3 protein-coding genes are annotated in these 1430 nt (G+C 69.5%); 2 read left to right on the plus strand and 1 reads right to left on the minus strand.

Translation table 11 applies throughout. From position 1 onward, the window contains the following. Positions 1–250 (minus strand): ArsR/SmtB family transcription factor (locus ACFQ87_RS42585; protein WP_380616341.1); only part of this gene is annotated, 250 nt, incomplete at its 3' end. Positions 251–670: 420 nt separating this feature from the next. Between ACFQ87_RS42585 and ACFQ87_RS42590 the strand changes: the two genes are divergently transcribed. Continuing rightward, positions 671–829, plus strand: coding sequence for a hypothetical protein (locus tag ACFQ87_RS42590; protein WP_380616342.1), 159 nt, complete (start codon positions 671–673; stop codon positions 827–829). Between the two features lie 212 nt (positions 830–1041). Further along, complete coding sequence (locus ACFQ87_RS42595) at positions 1042–1335, plus strand: hypothetical protein (RefSeq protein ID WP_380616343.1); 294 nt, start codon at positions 1042–1044, stop codon at positions 1333–1335. The last annotated feature ends 95 nt before the right edge of the window (positions 1336–1430 follow it).

Raw genomic sequence — 1430 nt, forward strand, 5'->3', positions numbered from 1 at the left:
GGCCTGGGAAGCGCCTTTCCAGCTCTTCTGTGCGCAGCGCGTTCATCTTCGTGGTGCCCACGTAGTACTGGCGCAGCACTCCCGCGGCGCGCAGTACCGAGAAGTGGTGGCTGGAGGTGGAACGCCCCACCGGCAGGTCGAAGGAGCCGCAGCTCAGATCGCAGGGCGCGTGTGCGAGGGTGCGCACCACCGTCCTGCGGGCCGGATCGGCGAGGGCCTCCAGTACCTGCTGGACGCTCACGTCCTTCATGCCGGGGTGTACGATCACCCGCTCCGCCACGCGTGCCCGTCCCACTCCCACCATCCCTTCCCAAGCTCAGACCCCCGTCCGCCGTCACCAACAGCCGCGCACCACGCGCGACTTCACGCCAGACGCTACTACGCCCACGACCCCCGCCGCGCACACGGGGAACGCGGCGCGACGGCAGGAGGCCCGGCTGCCCGCGTCGGGCGGCCGGGGCCTGTGGGGGGCCTGTGGGGGTCGGGTCGGGTGGGGTGGTCGGGGCCTGTGTGTGGGCGGGGTCTGTGTGGGGGTTGGGTCGTTGTCGGGTTAGACGCTTGCGTGTTCCGGGAGTGTCCAGGGCTGCCAGGCCCAGTCCCTGGGTGGTCGGGTAGGTGCGGGTGATGCCGAACTGCTTGTCGAAGAAGATGATGGCCCGCGGAGTCGACGGTGCGCCCACTGCCGGCCCGCGTCGACGGCGACGCGCTGGATCGAGTGGTCGGTCGCCGGCTGGCCGACCGCCGCCCGAAGGCGGCGGGTGCCACTGGCCTGCGCGGAGTGTCGGTGGACGGCATCGGTGGACGGAAGGAGCCTTCGCGGCGCCGCTGAGGCAACCGGCTGCGAGATCCATCTGCTCGCCGTCGTGGAGCACACCACCGGCCTGGTCCTGGCCCGTTCAACCTCTACCAGGTCGACGAGTTGGTCGCCCGCAGGCACATTGACGGCATCACCGGCTTCAACTCGGTCGTACTGATCGAGCAGAAGGGCACGTTCCTATTGGTCCACGCCGGCCTCTGGGACCTGGACACGCCACAGGCCTGGTGCCTCCCGTCCGGCCCGGTGCTGCTGGGCAGACCGTTGCCGACGGACTGCACCGCATCACGGCTCAGTCCTTCGGCTACGCGGACGCCGAGATCACCGGCTTCCTCGGGATCGTCGACACCGGCGACTCGGTCACCCGCACCTTCGTCTTCGTGGTCGCCACTGGCCAGCCGGACAGCATCTGCCGCAACGGCCAGGTCCCGCACCGCTGGATCGACGACATCACCATCGGCGACCTGATCCCCGGCATCAACCCGGTCCTTCGTACCTCCTACGCGAGCGACCCCAGCTGACCCTCACCGATGACCGGAGCACGGGGAACAAGGGGGGACGGGGTCCGGTTCGGTTGTTCGGCGTGTGGTGTACTCGTGGTGGGGAGGTGTTTTGT

This window comes from Kitasatospora sp. NPDC056531, assembly GCF_042794375.1.
GTDB lineage: Bacteria > Actinomycetota > Actinomycetes > Streptomycetales > Streptomycetaceae > Kitasatospora.